The organism is Burkholderia sp. AcTa6-5 (assembly GCF_017815075.1).
GTDB lineage: Bacteria > Pseudomonadota > Gammaproteobacteria > Burkholderiales > Burkholderiaceae > Burkholderia > Burkholderia sola.
On the sequence record NZ_JAGIQE010000005.1, the window covers coordinates 107,125 to 122,921 of the forward strand.

The window sequence follows — 15,797 nt, forward strand, 5'->3', positions numbered from 1 at the left end:
GGATTCACCGATAAAGGGAGCTGAGACATGCAGAGAGAAACCGTATTCGACCTGATCGGCGTCGGCTTCGGGCCGTCGAATCTGGCGCTGGCCGTGCGCCTCGCGGAGCGCGGCGGCGCGCACACGCTCGCCCATTGCTTCATCGAGCGCCAGCCGGAGTTCGGCTGGCATCGCGGGATGCTGCTCGACGACTGCCGGATGCAGATCTCGTTTCTGAAGGATCTCGTGACGATGCGCGATCCGAAAAGCCGCTACACGTTCATCAACTACCTGTTCGAACGCGGCCGGCTGAACGAATTCATCAACCTGAAGAACTTCTATCCGACCCGTGTCGAATTCCACGACTACCTGAGCTGGGTGGCCGACGCGTTCGACGATCGCGTCCATTACAGCGAGACCGTGCTCGGGATCGAACCCGTGCGCGGCGACGGCGCGAAGATCGACGCGCTGCGCGTGCTGTCGCGCGACGCGGCCGGCCACGAGCGCCAGCGCGTCACGCGCGCGCTGTCGGTGGGCGTCGGCGGCACGCCGGCGATTCCCGATGCGTTCGCCGCGCTCGGCCGCGACCGCGTGATCCATTCGTCGACGTATTTGGCCGACATCGACCGGCTCGTCGCGTCGCCCGACGGCGAGCGCCGCCGCGTCGCGGTGATCGGCGCGGGGCAAAGCGCGGCCGAGGTGTTCATCGACCTCGCGCGCCGCTTCCCGCACGTCGACGCGAGCCTCGTGATGCGCGCGGGCGCGCTGAAGCCGGCCGACGACAGCCCGTTCGTCAACGAAATCTTCAGCCCCGAATTCACCGACGTCGTCTATGCGCAGCCGCACGACGCGCGCCGCGCGCTGCTCGAGCGCTATCGCGACACGAACTACGCGGTGGTCGACCGGCCGCTGATCGAGCAGATCTACGAAATGCTCTATCTGCAGCGCATCGACGGCACGCCGCGTCATGCGCTGCTCGCGAACAGCGCGATCGAGGCCGCGGTGCGCACCGCCGACGGCCGCATCGAGCTGACGCTGCGCGACCGGATGAGCGGCGCCACGCGCGTCGAGCGTTTCGACGCACTCGTGCTCGCGACCGGCTACCGCCGCGACACGCATTCGGCGCTGCTCGAAGGGCTCGCACCGCACCTGGGCGATGCGCTCACGCGCGGCGACGTCACGCGCGACTACCTGCTCGCGACGCCCGAGCACTTCGCGCCGCGCATCTACCTGCAAGGCTGCTGCGAAGACAGCCACGGCCTGTCCGACACGCTGCTGTCGGTACTGGCGCGCCGCGCCGACGAGATCTGCGCGTCGCTCGAGGACGGGATCGCACCCGCGCACGACGAAGGCGCGGCGCGGGCCACGCACGAAAAACGACCGAACAACGGGGTGAGCGCGGGCCGGATGGCTTTCGCTCTTTGACAAAGGCGCGGTCGGAGACCGCATGAAAAAAGTGGAGCAGAAGAAGATGGAGTGGGCAACAGGCACGCGTTTGCGTGCGATCGCAGCCGCGGCAAGCGTCGCGTTCGGTACGGCGGCGGCAGGGCACGCGTACGCGCAGACGGCGCCGGCCGTGAACGCGGGCGCCGCGGCGTCGGCCAGCAGTGCGCAAAGCGGCGCGACGACGTCAACGTCGAGCACCGCGCAGAACGGCACGCTGCCGGCGATCACCGTCAACGCGGCCTCGGCCGGCGACGGCACGGTCGGACTCGTCGCGAAGCGCAGCACGACCGGCACCAAGACCGACACGCCGCTCAACGAGATCCCGCAGACGATCAACGTCGTCACCGCGCAGCAGATCGAGATGACCGGCGCCACCGACGTGAACGCGGCGCTGCGCTACGTGCCGGGCTTCTCGTCGTACGGGTCGGACAACCGCTCCGACTGGTACGCTGCGCTGCGCGGCTTCACGCCGACCGCCTACGTGAACGGACTGCAGGTGCCGAACACGATCAACCTCGCGAGCTGGCGCGTCGACCCGTACATGATCGACAGCATCAGCGTGCTGCGCGGGCCGACCTCGGTGCTGTACGGCGCGGGCGATCCGGGCGCGATCATCGACGTGCACACCAAGCTCGCCGACGGCGAGCGCGTGCGCGAAGCCGGCGTGCAGATCGGCAACTACGCGCGCAAGCAGTTCATGATCGACGTCGGCGACAAGCTCGATCCGGACGGCAAGTATGCGTACCGCTTCGTCGGCGTCGCGCGCGACGGCAACGCCATGACGGGCCCGAACAACGACCAGCGCGTCGCGCTCGCGCCGTCGTTCCGCTGGCGCCCGGACGCGGATACGTCGCTGACGCTGTCCGCGACCTACCTGCAGGACTGGGGCGACATCTCGTCGAACTTCCTGCCCGCGCAGGGCACGGTGCTGCCGAACCCGAACGGCCAGATCAACAAGGACATCTACGAAGGCGACGGCAGCTTCAACTACTACCGCAAGAAGCAGTGGTCGGTCGGCTACCAGTTCGAGCGCAACCTGACGCCGGCCTGGACGTTCCGCCAGAATACGCGGCTGATGCACCTGTCGCTCGACAACGGCTCGGTGTTCGGCAACGGCTTCGTCGACGGCAGCACGACCGACGTGTCGCGCTGGGCCGGCGTGTTCCAGATGAACTACAGTCGCTTCGACATCGACAACAACCTCGAGGGCCGCTTCGCGACGGGCCCGCTGCAGCACACGCTGCTGCTCGGCTTCCAGTACAACCGGCAGACCGCGACCGACAGCGAGTGGCTCGCCGCCGCGCCGCCGCTGAACATCTACAACCCGGTGTACCAGCCGGTCACGACGGCGGTGTTCACGCCCGACGCGACGTTCCGCACCAACACGTACACGACGCTGAACACGTTCGGCCTGTACGCGCAGGACCAGATCAAGTGGAACCGCTGGACGCTGACGCTCGGCGGCCGCGAGGACTGGGTCAACATGCGGCAGGACGACCGCGCGGCCGGCACGTCGACGAAGGCCGACGTGACGGCGTTCACGGGCCGCGTCGGCCTCACGTACCAGGGCGACTACGGGCTGTCGCCGTACGTCAGCTACGCGACGTCGTTCAATCCGCTGATCGGCGTGAACCTGGTCGGCGGCGGACTGCCGCAGCCCACGCGCGGCAAGCAGATCGAAGCCGGCCTGCGCTGGCAGCCGCCCGGCAAGAACCTGATGCTGAACGCGGCGATCTACCAGATCAACCAGACCAACGTGCTCACGTCGGCGCTGCCGAGCCAGGACCCGACCGGCACGAAGTCGGTGCAGACGGGCGAAGTGCGTTCGCGCGGGATCGAGTTGAGCGCGACCGGCAAGGTCACGCGCAACCTGTCGGTGATCGCGTCGTACGTCTATCAGGACGTGAAGAACGTGCAGGCCAACGACGTTTCGCTGAACAACTGGCCGGTCGACATTCCGCGTCCGCGCCAGATGGCGTCGCTGTGGACCGACTGGACCTGGTACACGGGGCCGCTCGCCGGCTTCGGCCTCGGCGGCGGCATTCGCTACCAGAGCGCGTCGGCCGGTGCGGCCGACAACTCGCTGACGGTATCGAGCGTCACGCTGTTCGACGCGGGCCTGCATTACGACATGCGCAACTGGCGCTTCGCGGTGAACGGGACGAACCTGTTCAACCGCCATTACATCAGCGGTTGCCAGTCGAACAACGTCTGCATCTTCGGGACCGACCGCACGGTGATCGCCACCGCGAAATACAACTGGTGACGTCGCGCGCCGCGGCTCGCCGGCCGGCCTTCGTAGCCGGGGCAGGCCGGCCGCGGCGCCTTCGTCCGCTTTTTTCCACGACGCCTCCATGCCGAAGAAAAATCTCGTCTACATCCAGTCGCTGCGCAACGGCGCGGCCGATCGCGCCGGCCAGCCGGTCGCTTATCGGGGCGGCACGCGCTACATGAAGGCGCCGCTCGAATTCCTCGTCGAGCGCCTGAACGATTCGCCGCTCGGCGAACGCTACACGCTCCAGGGCGTGATCGTCGACGACGACGAAGGCTCGCCGGCCGACCGCGCGAAAGTGGCCGATTACGGCTTCGCGCGCACGCCGGGCCGCCCGTGGATCCTGCCGGAAGGGCTGACGGTGCAGGGCCGGCCGGTCGACGAGCTGTTCTGTTCGATCCCGTCGACGTACCGGCGGCTGCCGCGCGACGCGCGCGAGCGCGTGGCCGGCAAACAGGCGTTCGAGCGGCGCCTGCTCGAGCGCCTGCTCGAACTCGACGCCGACGTCGTCGTGCTCGACGGGCTGCTCGTGATCCTCGACGAACTCGTGCGGCCGGGCGCGCGCTTTCACCGGCGCATCGCGAACATCCACCCGGGCATTACCGCCGACGATTCGCCGTACCAGCGGCGCGGCGCGTGGGCGACGCTCGACGCGCTGCACGGCGCGCGCGGCGAACGGGTCGACTGGGCCACCGGCGCGACGTCGTCCATCGAACCCGTGACGATGACGGGCGCGTCGTTCCACTACGTCGACAACGGTATCGATTCCGGCGAGGTGATCTGCGACGTGCTCGACACGCCGATCGCGCCGGACGACACGATTCTCGAACTGCGCTGGAACAACTTCCAGCGCAGCCTGTTTCCGGCGCTCGAGCGCGGGCTGCACGTGCTCGCCGATCGCCACGACGCGGGAGCATTGTGATGCAAGACACGCTGACGAAACCGGCCGGCGCCGCCGACGCCGTCGAAGGTGAAGTGGCCGCCGCGCTCGACGGCGCCGCGCACGGGCAGGCGGCGGCGGTCGTCGAGCATGCGCTCGACGCATGGCGGCCCGACGACGCGCCCGACGCGCTGCTCCCGACGTTAGTGGCGCTGTTCAACACCGACACGCGGCACGACGCGGCGACGATCACGGTGCCGCTCGGCGGCGCCGATGCGGCGGCCGTGGCCTCGTACGTCGCGCGTGCGGTGCGCGAAGGCGTGATCGACGGCGCGCAGGTCGCGGGCGACGCGCTGCGGCTCACCGTGTCGCGCACGACGTTCTGGCAGAACCCGCGGCCGTGGCTGAAGGCGCCTGCGTCGGGCGGGATGCCGCTGCGCTACGCGATCACGAACGGCCACCGGCATCCGGTGCGGCCGCCGTCGCCGGCCGGCGAGATCTATGCGCGCGCGATGCCGCAGGTCGGGATGACGTTCAGCCTGCGCACCGTCGACATCGACGCGCACGCGGACCTGTTCAGCGGCTGGATGAACCTCGACCGCGTCGCGCATTTCTGGGACCAGCGCGGCACGCGCGACGAGCATGCGGCGTATCTCGCCGAACGGCTGGCCGATCCGCACATGCACCCGATGATCGGCTATTTCGACGACACGCCGTTCGGCTATTTCGAGTTCTACTGGGCGAAGGAGGACCGCCTCGCGCCGTTCTACGACGCGCACGACTACGATCGCGGGCTGCACCTGCTGATCGGCGACTCGCGGTTCCAGAGCGCCGGCAAGCTGCATGCGTGGTGGAGCGGGGTGCTGCACTACATGTTCGTCGACGAACCGCGTACGCAGCGGCTCGTCGGCGAGCCGCGCGTCGATCACGTGCGGCATATCGCGTACATGCATCGGCTCGGGTTCTACACGCTGAAGGAATTCGATTTCCCGCACAAGCGCGCGGCGCTCACGGTGATCGAGCGCGATACGTTCTTTGACACTTTCCGGTTGCCGTGACGAGGCGGGCGCGCGGCGTCGGTGCGACGGCCTGCGTAGCCTGGCGATGCGCATGCATCGGCCGTCCGGTATATGGACCGCGCGGCCTGCGTCGTGAAGAATGGATCGCTCCTCTCATCGACGACAGGCCGGCAGCATGAATCAGACATCCGCGACAACGTGGGACGCAACCGCGAATGCGCGTCCCGACAAATTGACATATGCCAGCATATGTTTAGAATGGGCGCATCGTACTCCCATGGAGTGGCTCATGCGCACTGTTTCCATTTTCAAGAACGCCCGTAACCAGGCAATCCGCATCCCGAAGGACATGGAGTTCGAGGGTGTCACGGAACTCGAGATCCGCCGCGAAGGCGACACGCTGCTGTTGCGGCCGGTACGTCCCACGTGGCTGTCGTTCGCGAACGAACCGCTGGCCGATGCCGATTTCCTGGCCGAACGCCCGGCCGTCATCGAGTCCGGTCGCTTCGACCTGTCCGGCGATGCCGACGCGCCGTCGGAGTCCAACCGGTGACCACGCTCTACATGCTCGATACGAATATCTGTTCGTTCATCATGCGCGAGCGGCCGCCCGTGGTGCTGTCGCGGTTGCAGTCGTGCGTCAACGCACAGCACCGGATCGTCGTGTCGGCCGTGACCTACGCCGAGATGCGCTTTGGCGCGGTGGGCAAGAAAGCGTCGCCGAAGCATGCGGAACTCGTGACGGCCTTCGTTTCGCGGTTGGATGGCGTGCTGTCGTGGGATTCGGCGGCAGTCGACGCCACCGCCGCGATTCGGGCGGATCTCGCCCTACGCGGCACGCCGATCGGCGCGAACGATGCGTCGATCGCCGGACATGCGATCGCGGCCGGCGCGGTGCTGGTCACGAACAACGGCCGCGAATTCAGTCGTGTCGCGGGGTTGCCCGTCGAAGACTGGGTGGCTTGACCCCGACGCGCGGCAGCGTCGTCCTCTTGCCGCGCTGCGTCACGTCACACGCGGCGGGCGGGTGGGCCGGCAAGAAAGGCGTCACGGAACGCGTCGAGATACCGGTCCGCGTCGTCGTCGAACTCACCCGGCAACAGCGCGAACGCACGTGCCAGCAGGTCCTGCCCGAGCATCGCGTACATCGTTTCGTCGGCTAGCAGCGCGTGAATGGCGTCGCGCGTATGCGGCAACGCAATCCGTTTCGCATCGCGCGCCAGCAACGCCGCCGCCGCCAGCTCCGGCTGGAAACCATGTCGTTCCACCAGATCGGGCGCGACGTCCCAGATGCGCTCGCGATTACCCGCGTCGTGAAAATGCGTGAGCAGGAACAGCAGGTCGTACGCGTCGCTGTTCTGGCGCGCGCGCCGGTCCTTCCACGCAAGCAGCTTCAGCAGCACGAGCGCCGGCAGGCTGGCCACCGGCACCACGACGCCCGCGCCGACCGACACGGGCAGTGCCGTATCGACCGCCTCCTGGAAACCCAGCACGTTCAGCACGAACTCGCCGCCGGGCGGCCACGCGATTTCCCCGGGCGGCGTTTCGAGCGGCCCGAACGGCACGAGATCGAGTTCGGTGCGAAAACCCGGCGTGCCGCTGTCGAACAGCAGCTTCTGCTGATGCTTCGGCGCGTGCGCGAATTGTCCGGTCGCGACGAGCGCATCGACGAGCTGCGCGTGAAACGGCCAGCTCACCGCGCATACGGCAACGTCGACATCCCGCGTCGCACGCACCGGACGGATGCCGTGCACGTGCCACATCAGAATGTCGCGCGCGGTCGCACCGGCCACGACGAAGGCCGCGTCGAGATGCGCGCAGGCCGCGCCGACCGCTTGCAGCAGCGCGACCGCCGCCGGCTCGAGCGGCCGGCTCGCATCGATTTCAAGCGGGCGGGTGGGCGAGGTATCGGTCATGGAGCTGCGCGGCGGCGGCAAGGTTGCGGCTGTCTCCGGACGAGACGAGATCCGCATAGATCAGAAGCGGCGGCACGAGCGGCACATCCTGCTCGCGCCAGTCGAGCGCCGGCGAGCGCGGCCAGAACGCTTCGAGGATTTCGACGTCGCCACGTTCGTCCGGACGCATGCGGCCTTGCAGCAGCAGGCGGTTCGGCACGGCGCCGTGCGTATAGACGGTGATCGTGGCCGGCTTCAGATCGTGAGTCAGCAGATCGGCCGCGGGTTCGCCGCCGAGTTGCGCATCGAAGGACGCGAAATCGAAGTCGCGCCACCAGTCTGGCGAGATCGCGGCAAACCGCCGGGCCGGCAACTTCGCGCGCAGGCGGCTCGGGTAGAGCGCGACCCACTCCTGTACGAAGCGCGGCCAGTCGGGAATCAGGCGCTCGCCGTTGCGCCGTTGCGCGACGAGGCCGCGCGCGATCAGATCGTCCATCGCAAGGTTGACCGTGCCGAGCGCGACGCCCGACGCGGCGGCAATCCCCCGATACGGCTGCGCGACGAGGCCCGACTGCGTCGCGAGTGCGAACATCACGGCGAGCCCCTTCGGCGTGGTCGCGCGTGACGCCTGACGGCGCGGCGTGCGGGCAGGTTTCGGCCGACCGGCGATCATCACGGTGGCCTCCGGCTGGATCAGGCTCGCATTGCCGGCGGTATCGAGAAACGGGATGTCGTGCTCGATCAGGCGGGCGGCCAGTTCGGCGGAAAAATAAGGCGCGACCAGCATCAGCGGCCGCTCGCCCGGCGCCGGCGTGCCGCCGCGGCGACGCAGCGCCGCGAGCGCGCCCTGCAGCGAGTCGACGCCGATGCTCACGGCCGCCGGCATCTCGATAGTCTGCCCGGCGATGTCGAAGCGGATCATTGCGTCGGCGCGCGCCCGGTACGTCGCCGGCACGCGCACGGGCCGCGCAGCGAAGCGCCGGGTCGCGCGCGCGAACGCGGCACAGGCCTCATCGAGCACGTGCTGTTCCAATATCGGAAGAGGAGCGTTTGCGGGCATCACGGAGGATCGCTTGTTCACTGTTTTGTCAGCGTACACAAAAAATGTACATTCGTCAAAAAATGAACAAACGTTCCCAACCATTTGATGTAAATGGATTATTCCAGATTGCTGAGCGACACCCAACGATCCCCTCCGCATGAAAATTCGAACCTGAACACACAGTGTCGTGCGTGCCGATCGCCAGCGGCAGTCGTCCAGACGGCATAGCGCTCGCGAGGGCCACGCTTCGTCCCCTGCGTGCGCGATCCGACCAGCAATCAGTGGTTGCCGCCACGACGACTTTCTGTCTGTCCGGTTGCTGCTCAACGCACTATCCTTGCCTGCACATTCCCCACTGCACAACAGGAGACGACACCGTGACGCACAGCGTGATCCCCGCAGGCCTCGCCGACGAAATGATCGAGATCCGGCACCGCATCCATGCGCATCCCGAACTGGGTTTCGAGGAATTCGCGACGAGCGAGCTCGTCGCCGAGCAGCTGCAGTCGTGGGGCTACGCCGTGCATCGCGGGCTCGGCGGCACCGGCGTCGTCGCGCAGTTGAAAGTGGGCGACGGCGCGCAGCGCCTCGGCCTGCGCGCCGACATGGACGCGCTGCCGATCCACGAAGCGACGGGCCTGCCGTACCAGAGCACGGTCCCCGGCAAGATGCACGCGTGCGGCCACGACGGGCACACGGCGATGTTGCTCGCGGCCGCGAAGCATCTCGCGCGCGAACGCCGCTTCTCGGGCACGCTGAACCTGATTTTCCAGCCGGCCGAGGAAGGGCTCGGCGGTGCGAAGAAGATGCTCGACGAAGGGCTGTTCGAGCAATTTCCGTGTGACGCGATCTTCGCGATGCACAACATGCCGGGCTTCCCGACCGGCAAGTTCGGTTTCCTGCCGGGGCCGTTCATGGCGTCGTCGGATACCGTCGTCATCGACGTGCAGGGCCGCGGCGGCCACGGCGCGGTGCCGCACCGGGCGATCGATCCGGTGGTCGTGTGCGCGCAGATCGTGCTGGCGTTGCAGACGATCGTGTCGCGCAACGTGTCGCCGCTCGACATGGCGATCATCACGGTCGGCGCGATCCACGCGGGCGACGCGCCGAACGTGATTCCCGATCGCGCGCAGATGCGCCTGTCGGTGCGCGCGCTGAAGCCCGACGTGCGCAACCTGCTCGAAACGCGCATCAAGGAGGTCGTCCATGCGCAGGCGGCCGTGTTCGGCGCGACCGCGACGATCGACCACCAGCGCCGCTATCCGGTGCTCGTGAACGATGCGGAGATGACGGCGTTCGCGCGCGGCGTCGCACGCGAATGGGGCGGCGAAGCCAATCTGATCGACGGGATGGTGCCGCTCACCGGCAGCGAGGATTTCGCGTTCCTGCTCGAGAAACGGCCGGGCTGCTATCTGATCATCGGCAACGGCGACGGGGAGGGCGGCTGCATGGTGCATAACCCCGGCTACGACTTCAACGATGCGGTGCTGCCGACTGGCGCGTCGTACTGGGTGAAGTTGGCCGAGGCGTTTCTGGTGTGATGGAGGATGCGGCGCGAGGTTGGGGCCGGGCATTCACAATCCGCTCCCAGTCATGACAGACGGCATGTACCTGGCCTTGGTATATGCCCATCGTGCTCAAACGAAGTGAATCATGTCGAGAAAAGCGCCTGTTCCTCCAGACGATCACGTTGTCGAGTACGTCGACGCCGGCGGGCTGACGGAGCGATGTTCCGATAGCGACACCATGCGAGCGAGATGGCGGCCGCCCGAATCATGCAACGCACAGGTGCGTGCGTTGCATGACGCGCTGGACGCCGGGGAGGCCTCCGGTCATCCCAAGACGTTCGACGGAGAAACCTTCCTGGCTCGCATGCGGGCGCAACGCGTTGCGGTCAAGGCCGGTCACGCCTGGTCACACGCTTCCTGTCCCGAATCCTGAAGAGCGTTGGCGTCGTACCGCCGAAGGCCGGCCGATCATGTCTCGAATGCTTCCCCACCGAACAGCGCCACGACCGCATCCGGATTCGACGGCCAGTACATGTGCATGTACGTCGCGACGATCGCACCCGCGCGATAAACGGCTTCGCCGCTGCCAGCCTCGCCATCGGGCCGGGCCGCGGTCGCGACCGGCGCCAGCGCCGTATCCAGTCGCGAATAATGAAACGTATGGCCGCGCATCGGCCCGGTGCGCGTATCGAGCTGCTGCATGCCGAGCGCCGCGAACCGGCGCTGCATCGTCGCATGCCCCGGCAGCAGGCCGAGCATCGGCGTCGTCGAGCCGTCCACGTCGGTCAGCGATTCGCACAGGTACACCATCCCCCCGCATTCCGCGACGATCGGCCGGCCGGCTGCCGCATGCGCGCGAATCGTCCGTGCGGTCAGCGCATTCCCGGCAAGCGTCGCCGCGTGCAGTTCCGGATAGCCGCCGGGCAAAAACAATGCATCGCAATCGTCGGGCACGGGTTCGTCGGCGAGCGGCGAGAAGAACCGCGGCTCGGCACCGAGCGTATCCAGCAACGCGAGATTGGCCGGATAGATGAACGAAAACGCCGCATCGCGCGCCACCGCGATCCGCTTGCCGGCCAGCGCGCGCGGCAGCGGCGCGGCCACGTCCGGTTCCGCGAACGTGACGGCAGCCGGCAACTCGACAAGCGCGGTTTGCGCGAGCACATCGGCCGCGCGCTCGAGCCGTGCATCGAGATCGTCGATATCGGCCGGCTGATGCAGCCCGAGATGCCGCTCCGGCAACGCGATGCCTGCATCGGCCGGCACGTGCCCGAGCCAGCGCAGGTCGTCGGGCAACGCCTGTTGCAGCAATTCCGCGTGCCGTGCCGAGCCGACGCGGTTCGCCAGCACGCCGTGAAACGGCACCTCGGGCCGGAACCGCGCGAGCCCGAACGCGATCGCCGCGAACGTCTGCGCCATCGCCTTCGCCGAAATCACCGCGACGACCGGCACGCCGAACGCGGCCGCGAGATCGGCGCTGCTCGGCGTGCCGTCGAATAGCCCCATCACGCCTTCGATCAGGATCAGGTCCGCGTCGTGCGCGGCGTCGGCGAGCAGCGCGCGGCAACCGGCCTCGCCGACCATCCCGAGATCGAGCGCATGCACGGGTGCGCCGCACGCGCGTTCGAGCAGCATCGGATCGAGAAAATCCGGCCCGGTCTTGAACACGCGCACGCGACGGCCGAGCCGGCGGTGCAGCCGCGCGAGGCCGGCCGTCACCGACGTCTTGCCCTGTCCGGACGCGGGCGCGCTGACGAACAGCGCGGGGCAGGCCGGCATGCTCAGAACTCCACGCCGCGCTGCGCCTTCACGCCTTGCTCCTTGTACGGATGCTTGACGAGCCGCATTTCGGTGACGAGATCGGCCGCATCGATCAGCGCATCGGGCGCGTGCCGCCCGGTGACGACGACGTGCACCGACTCCGGTCGAGCCGTGAGCGTCGCGAGCACTTCGTCGAGCGGCAGGTATTCGTACTTCAGCACGGTGTTCAGCTCGTCGAGGATCACCATCCGGTAATCGCCGCTTTCGATCATCCGGCGCGCCTCGTCCCAGCCCTTGCGCGCGGTCGCGATGTCGGCGTCGCGGTTTTGCGTGTTCCACGTATAGCCGTCGCCCATCGTCACGAAATCGCACTCCGCGACCGCGCCGAGGAAGTCGCGCTCGGACGTATGCAGCGCGCCCTTGATGAACTGCACGACACCGAGCCGCATCCCGTGGCCGAGCACGCGCACGGCCATCCCGAACGCGGCCGTGCTCTTGCCCTTGCCGTTGCCGGTGTGGACGATCAGCAGGCCCTTTTCCTGGGTGGCGGCGGCCTGTTTCTTTTCATGGCCGGCGCGGCGGCGTTCGGCCATCCGCTGATGGGATTCGGAATCGGTCTTCATCGGGAGTCGTCCTGTCGAAAGCGAAACAATGGGTTCAAAGCGGGCCGGCGAGCGCGACCGTCACGCCGTCCCGGATGGATTTGGGGCCGAGCAGCCGGCCGTGCGGCGCGGCGAGCTGCGCGCACGGCTCGGCTACGCCCGCGATGCCGAAGCGGGCGAGCGCGGCGCCGGACGGACCGCTCGTGGCCAGTTCCGGGCGGCTCGCGAGTTGCGCCGCGTCGAACGCGACGAGCGGCCAGCCGCGGCGCGCGCACAGCGTGCGCAGCGCACGGGCGCGCGCCTTGTCGGCGAGCGTCGCGACGAGCGCCGGTTCGGCGGTCGGGTAGCACGCGAGCGCGGCGCGGATCGCGGCATCGAGTTGCGCGGCCGTGACGCCCGCGCGGAAACCGACACCGAGCGCGACGCGCATCATGCGTGGCCGCCGAGCGCCGCACGCACCGCCGGATCGTCGGCGAGCGCCGCGACGCGGCCGATCACGACGATCGCCGGCGAGCCGATACCGGTTTCCGCGATGCGATCGACGAGCGTATCGAGTGTCGCGACGACGTGGCGCTGTTCGGGGCGCGTCGCGTTCTCGATCGCCGCGCACGGCGTGTCGGCGGGCAGCCCGCCGTCGCGCAACGCCGCGGCAATCGCGTCGAGCCGGCGGATGCCCATGTAGACCACGATCGTCATGCGGGTGGCCGCGAGTGCGCGCCAGTCGGGCTCGTCGGCCCCCGCGCCGTGGCCCGTGACGAAGATCACGCCTTGCGCGTCGCCGCGGTGCGTGACCGGGATGCCGAGCGCGGCCGGCGCGGCGATGCCCGCGGTGATCCCGTTGACGACTTCCACCGGACAACCCGCCGCACCGAGCGCGATCAGCTCCTCGCCGCCGCGGCCGAACACGAACGGATCGCCGCCCTTGAGCCGCGCGACGCTGCGGCCCGCGCGCAGGTGCGCGAGCATCGCGGCCACGATCGCCGCCTGCGGCGTCGACGCATGGCCGCCACGCTTGCCGACGTGCTCGATCAGCGCATCGGCGCGCGCATGGCGCAGCACCTCGGGGTTCACGAGATCGTCGACGAGCAGCACGTCGGCCGCGCCGATCGCGCGCACGGCCCGGAGCGTCAGCAGGTCGGCGTCGCCGGGGCCGGCGCCGATCAGCCACGCGCGGCTCATCGCGCGCGGCACGGCGCGCACCGTGTCGAAACAGTGGAACAGGGAAGGCGGGCGGCGCATCGGCGGCCGGCGGGCAGGCAGTGCATGTCGGATCGGGCGAAACCCGCGCGAACGCGGGTGGAATGCGCACCCCATCCGTTCCCCGCGGATCGGGCGTTCGGCGAGCATCGCGCTCGCCCCTTGCGTCGGCCGGTATCCGGGCTGGCCGCTTGCCAGGCCGCAGCCTTCCCGCCCGTCGAAGGGCAGTGGCATCGCGGGCGGCCTGGGCGCACGCGCGGGAAAGCGCGTTGCGCGGGCGGCGTACCGTTGCGGGGACAGCACAGGCCGGGCGGATGTCCGCCTCCTGTTTCCCGTTTAACTGCATGCGCGGAATGCGCATGCGAGCACCGAACGCGGCGCATACGATAGCACAGCGTGCGTCGGGCGCGAGGCCGGCGAACCGCGCCCGCATCCGTCCGGGACTCAATCCGGGGAAGAGGCATTGCGTACCCGCAATATTGGTGTGCAATCATCTGGTCGACATCGTAAGCAAGGCGCCGGCTTCGGGCTGCCAGTCGCACGAAGCTGACGAGACCCATACCAAAATCGGCTCGCTCTGCCGGACCTGCAGGGCGATGGCCACTACATCGCGAAGTGCCGCGCCTATGGCGAACGTACGCAGATGGACAACCTCCAGTGGGGCCGGTTATGCACTCGCGATCGGCATGCTGGTCGTTTCGGCAGGACTGGCGCTGAAAGCCTGGCCGCTTGTTACGAAGACCGTGCTGGCGCAATCGGTTGCGGGGCTGGGGGCGCAAGTCGTGCAGCAGATCGACCTTGTGTTCGATTCGGCGGCCAGGACGCTTGCCGACGTGGATGCTTCCCCGTACGCGGACTGCTCGCCGCGAGACTTGCGCCTGTTGCGATCGGCTTCCGTGCAGTCGAAGTACGTCAAGGACGTCGGACGCCTGTCGGGCACCGATCTGCTTTGCACGACGATGCTGGGCATGCTGCCCAGGCCCTTTTCTCCGAAGCGGCAGCCATTCCGGCTGACCGACGCGATGTCGGCCTTCTGGACCGTGCCGTTGTTGTCGAGCCCCGACACGCTGGGGCTCGTGGTCGCGGGAAGGAGGGCGAACCTGCTGATGGATCTGGACGCATTCAGGGTACTGCCGCCGTCAGGTCTGCACTACGTGATCGGGCTCAAAGGCCACCCAACCGCGCTCGTCATCGGGCTCGACGCGCGCGGCGTCCCGGCGTACGTCGATGCCAGCCAGGTGCCGGGGTTTCGGGCCGGCAAATCATTCTGCTCGGCCCGCGTGCCGGTGTGCACGATCGTCGTCGTGACACCGCAAGCACTGGCAAACGCCAGTCGGCACGCCGCCTGGCTGCTGGGGATCGCCGGTGGCGCGGCGGGCTGCTGTCTGGGGCTCGGGGCGCTGATGCTGCACCGACGGTGGACGGCGCTTCCCGCGCAGATACGTCGAGCGCTGGCAAACGGGCAATTTGTCCTGCGCTATCAGCCGATCGTCGCGCTGGGCGCGTCATCGCGGATCGTCTCCGCCGAGGCGCTGATCCGCTGGATCGACGGGCCAGCCGCACCCGACGTATTCATTGCCGACGCCGAACGCGCCGGCATGATCGCCGACGTCACGGCCTTCGTCGTGCGCACGGTCCTGCGGGAGATGCGCCTGCTGTTCGACAGCGAGCCGGACTTTCGCGTGACCATCAACGTCAGCGCTGACGAACTGCGGGACGGCAGCCTGATGGCGACGCTGGACCGTTGCTGGCCGGCCGGATTGTCGCGCAAGCATGTCGGCTTCGAACTGACCGAACGGTCGACCGTGGAACTGCCGGAAATTGTGCCGGCGCTTCGGCAATTGCGCGATCTCGGGCATCCCGTCTACATGGACGATTTCGGCACGGGCTACTCCAGCCTGAGCCTGTTGCAGCATCTTCCGATCGACTACATCAAGGTCGACCGTTCGCTTCTGCCAGCCGCGCCGCAGCATGACGGCACCTCGATCATTCCGGAGATCCTCGCGATTGCCCGTCGGCTCGGGGTCGGCGTGGTCTTTGAGGGCGTCGAGACCCGTGAGCAGGCGCAGATGCTCGACATCCCGGGGCTGTCGATCGGCGCGCAGGGCTGGTATTTCGGGCGTCCCGATACAGTGCAAGCGCTGCAGGAAGCGATCGCGGAGCAGTCGCCGCGAACCGGCTGAGCATCCGGACCGA

General features: G+C 68.3%; 15 protein-coding genes and 1 riboswitch. Of the genes, 9 read left to right on the plus strand and 6 right to left on the minus strand.

All coding sequences use genetic code 11. The features are described from left to right. Nucleotides 1-27: 27 nt before the first annotated feature. The 6 genes from J8I33_RS09075 (at nucleotide 28) to J8I33_RS09100 (ending at nucleotide 6,562) form a co-directional block, all read left to right on the plus strand. Nucleotides 28-1,404 (plus strand): lysine N(6)-hydroxylase/L-ornithine N(5)-oxygenase family protein, encoded by a 1,377-nt coding sequence (locus J8I33_RS09075; RefSeq protein ID WP_124556438.1) that lies wholly within the window; start codon nucleotides 28-30, stop codon nucleotides 1,402-1,404. A 22-nt stretch (nucleotides 1,405-1,426) separates the two neighbouring features. Further along, nucleotides 1,427-3,691 (plus strand): TonB-dependent siderophore receptor, encoded by a 2,265-nt coding sequence (locus J8I33_RS09080; protein WP_089488426.1) that lies wholly within the window; start codon nucleotides 1,427-1,429, stop codon nucleotides 3,689-3,691. Between the two features lie 88 nt (nucleotides 3,692-3,779). Continuing rightward, complete coding sequence (locus tag J8I33_RS09085) at nucleotides 3,780-4,619, plus strand: formyltransferase family protein (protein ID WP_124679753.1); 840 nt, start codon at nucleotides 3,780-3,782, stop codon at nucleotides 4,617-4,619. Then, nucleotides 4,619-5,635, plus strand: a complete 1,017-nt coding sequence (locus J8I33_RS09090; protein ID WP_089488428.1) for a GNAT family N-acetyltransferase — start codon at nucleotides 4,619-4,621, stop codon at nucleotides 5,633-5,635. The genes J8I33_RS09085 and J8I33_RS09090 overlap by 1 nt, the downstream gene beginning before the upstream one ends. 250 nt (nucleotides 5,636-5,885) lie before the next feature. Further along, nucleotides 5,886-6,149, plus strand: coding sequence for a type II toxin-antitoxin system VapB family antitoxin (gene vapB, locus J8I33_RS09095; protein WP_050012619.1), 264 nt, complete (start codon nucleotides 5,886-5,888; stop codon nucleotides 6,147-6,149). Then, nucleotides 6,146-6,562 carry a PIN domain-containing protein gene (locus J8I33_RS09100; RefSeq protein WP_089488429.1) on the plus strand — a complete coding sequence of 139 codons (417 nt, stop codon included), beginning with the start codon at nucleotides 6,146-6,148 and terminating at the stop codon, nucleotides 6,560-6,562. Before vapB ends, J8I33_RS09100 begins: the two co-directional genes overlap by 4 nt. A gap of 44 nt (nucleotides 6,563-6,606) precedes the next feature. Here the strand turns inward: J8I33_RS09100 and J8I33_RS09105 are convergent, their stop codons facing one another. Continuing rightward, a complete protein-coding gene (locus tag J8I33_RS09105) occupies nucleotides 6,607-7,512 on the minus strand; it encodes a nucleotidyl transferase AbiEii/AbiGii toxin family protein (protein ID WP_050012620.1) in 906 nt (301 codons plus the stop codon). Next, on the minus strand, nucleotides 7,481-8,551 hold the full coding sequence (locus tag J8I33_RS09110; protein WP_209935211.1) for a type IV toxin-antitoxin system AbiEi family antitoxin: 1,071 nt from the start codon (nucleotides 8,549-8,551) through the stop codon (nucleotides 7,481-7,483). The genes J8I33_RS09105 and J8I33_RS09110 overlap by 32 nt, the downstream gene beginning before the upstream one ends. A gap of 359 nt (nucleotides 8,552-8,910) precedes the next feature. Between J8I33_RS09110 and J8I33_RS09115 the strand changes: the two genes are divergently transcribed. After that, on the plus strand, nucleotides 8,911-10,074 hold the full coding sequence (locus J8I33_RS09115) for a M20 aminoacylase family protein (protein WP_209934724.1): 1,164 nt from the start codon (nucleotides 8,911-8,913) through the stop codon (nucleotides 10,072-10,074). A gap of 112 nt (nucleotides 10,075-10,186) precedes the next feature. Further along, complete coding sequence (locus tag J8I33_RS09120; RefSeq protein WP_209925600.1) at nucleotides 10,187-10,474, plus strand: type II toxin-antitoxin system ParD family antitoxin; 288 nt, start codon at nucleotides 10,187-10,189, stop codon at nucleotides 10,472-10,474. A 35-nt stretch (nucleotides 10,475-10,509) separates the two neighbouring features. Here the strand turns inward: J8I33_RS09120 and J8I33_RS09125 are convergent, their stop codons facing one another. Genes J8I33_RS09125 through cobA form a run of 4 tightly spaced genes read right to left on the minus strand, consistent with a single transcriptional unit; the run spans nucleotide 10,510 to nucleotide 13,643 of the window. Continuing rightward, nucleotides 10,510-11,820 carry a cobyrinate a,c-diamide synthase gene (locus J8I33_RS09125; protein WP_209925602.1) on the minus strand — a complete coding sequence of 437 codons (1,311 nt, stop codon included), beginning with the start codon at nucleotides 11,818-11,820 and terminating at the stop codon, nucleotides 10,510-10,512. A gap of 2 nt (nucleotides 11,821-11,822) precedes the next feature. Then, a complete protein-coding gene (gene cobO, locus J8I33_RS09130) occupies nucleotides 11,823-12,425 on the minus strand; it encodes a cob(I)yrinic acid a,c-diamide adenosyltransferase (protein WP_050012624.1) in 603 nt (200 codons plus the stop codon). 34 nt (nucleotides 12,426-12,459) lie between these two features. Beyond that, the gene (locus J8I33_RS09135; RefSeq protein WP_209934731.1) at nucleotides 12,460-12,837 is read right to left on the minus strand and encodes a cobalamin biosynthesis protein; all 378 of its coding nucleotides are present in this window, start codon (nucleotides 12,835-12,837) and stop codon (nucleotides 12,460-12,462) included. Continuing rightward, nucleotides 12,834-13,643 carry a uroporphyrinogen-III C-methyltransferase gene (gene cobA, locus J8I33_RS09140; RefSeq protein WP_235356174.1) on the minus strand — a complete coding sequence of 270 codons (810 nt, stop codon included), beginning with the start codon at nucleotides 13,641-13,643 and terminating at the stop codon, nucleotides 12,834-12,836. Before cobA ends, J8I33_RS09135 begins: the two co-directional genes overlap by 4 nt. Before the next feature lie 109 nt (nucleotides 13,644-13,752). Further along, nucleotides 13,753-13,989, minus strand: a riboswitch (cobalamin riboswitch). A gap of 298 nt (nucleotides 13,990-14,287) precedes the next feature. Between cobA and J8I33_RS09145 the strand changes: the two genes are divergently transcribed. Then, nucleotides 14,288-15,784 (plus strand): EAL domain-containing protein, encoded by a 1,497-nt coding sequence (locus J8I33_RS09145; protein WP_209934738.1) that lies wholly within the window; start codon nucleotides 14,288-14,290, stop codon nucleotides 15,782-15,784. Nucleotides 15,785-15,797: the final 13 nt, after the last annotated feature.

Bases quoted from the DNA above. Each gene is read 5' to 3' on its own strand.
- J8I33_RS09090 (WP_089488428.1), top strand. From the start codon at position 4,619: ATGCAAGACACGCTGACGAAACCGGCCGGCGCCGCCGACGCCGTCGAA.
- J8I33_RS09075 (WP_124556438.1), top strand. From the start codon at position 28: ATGCAGAGAGAAACCGTATTCGACCTGATCGGCGTCGGCTTCGGGCCG.
- vapB (WP_050012619.1), top strand. From the start codon at position 5,886: ATGCGCACTGTTTCCATTTTCAAGAACGCCCGTAACCAGGCAATCCGC.
- J8I33_RS09080 (WP_089488426.1), top strand. From the start codon at position 1,427: ATGAAAAAAGTGGAGCAGAAGAAGATGGAGTGGGCAACAGGCACGCGT.
- J8I33_RS09085 (WP_124679753.1), top strand. From the start codon at position 3,780: ATGCCGAAGAAAAATCTCGTCTACATCCAGTCGCTGCGCAACGGCGCG.
- J8I33_RS09110 (WP_209935211.1), bottom strand. From the start codon at position 8,551: ATGCCCGCAAACGCTCCTCTTCCGATATTGGAACAGCACGTGCTCGAT.
- J8I33_RS09135 (WP_209934731.1), bottom strand. From the start codon at position 12,837: ATGATGCGCGTCGCGCTCGGTGTCGGTTTCCGCGCGGGCGTCACGGCC.
- J8I33_RS09125 (WP_209925602.1), bottom strand. From the start codon at position 11,820: ATGCCGGCCTGCCCCGCGCTGTTCGTCAGCGCGCCCGCGTCCGGACAG.
- J8I33_RS09105 (WP_050012620.1), bottom strand. From the start codon at position 7,512: ATGACCGATACCTCGCCCACCCGCCCGCTTGAAATCGATGCGAGCCGG.
- J8I33_RS09120 (WP_209925600.1), top strand. From the start codon at position 10,187: ATGTCGAGAAAAGCGCCTGTTCCTCCAGACGATCACGTTGTCGAGTAC.
- J8I33_RS09145 (WP_209934738.1), top strand. From the start codon at position 14,288: ATGCTGGTCGTTTCGGCAGGACTGGCGCTGAAAGCCTGGCCGCTTGTT.
- cobO (WP_050012624.1), bottom strand. From the start codon at position 12,425: ATGAAGACCGATTCCGAATCCCATCAGCGGATGGCCGAACGCCGCCGC.
- cobA (WP_235356174.1), bottom strand. From the start codon at position 13,643: ATGCGCCGCCCGCCTTCCCTGTTCCACTGTTTCGACACGGTGCGCGCC.